The sequence below is a fragment of the Polaromonas glacialis genome (genome assembly GCF_000709345.1).
In the GTDB taxonomy this organism is placed as follows: Bacteria; Pseudomonadota; Gammaproteobacteria; order Burkholderiales; family Burkholderiaceae_C; genus Polaromonas; species Polaromonas glacialis.
Map to the genome: position 1 here is coordinate 1 of NZ_JMDZ01000059.1, position 551 is coordinate 551.

The 551-nt window shown below is 63.7% G+C and carries 2 protein-coding genes; both read left to right on the forward strand.

The window, feature by feature from the left end:
- The coding region (locus tag EC86_RS0100320) for a helix-turn-helix domain-containing protein (protein WP_029523733.1) at window positions 1–302 on the forward strand (302 nt) is incomplete at its 5' end.
- Window positions 303–307: 5 nt separating this feature from the next.
- Window positions 308–551, forward strand: a 244-nt coding sequence (locus EC86_RS29755) for a hypothetical protein (RefSeq protein WP_029523734.1), incomplete at its 3' end; no start/stop codon positions are given.

The window sequence follows — 551 nt, forward strand, 5'->3', positions numbered from 1 at the left end:
ACATCGACAAGCGCTCGATCAGCGAGGCTGCCAAGGCCTGCGGCTTTTCGCGTCCCTCGTTCTACCAGGCCATGACGGCCTTCGAGAGCGGCGGCCTGGCCGCTTTACTCGCCCACAAGAGTGGTCCGCACGGTGGCCACAAACTCACGCCAACGGTGCTGCAGTTCATCTGCGAGGCGCGTGCTACCGATCCGGATATTCGTGCGGAGCGCCTGGCCGAGTTGGTGCACCAAAATTTCGGGGTGCAAGTTCACCCTCGCAGCATCGAGCGGCAGTTGCTGCGCAAAAAAAAACGGCGCTGATACCCGTGTCGCTTGCGCCGCTGCTGCGCGACGACAGTCTGGTTGCACGCTACGAAGATCTGCGCCAACAGGTGCTTGGCCGATCGGCCGTTCAACCCCAGGGCCTGGCTTTGTTCACCCGTGGCGGTATGTGCGCCTGGATGCAGGTGTGGAGTCAGTGCGTGGCGCCGACGCCGGTGCCGGCGCCGCCACAGGGTGACCAGCAGATCTGTCCAGCGCAGTTGCACAGGGACGTTGCAATGCTGCTGG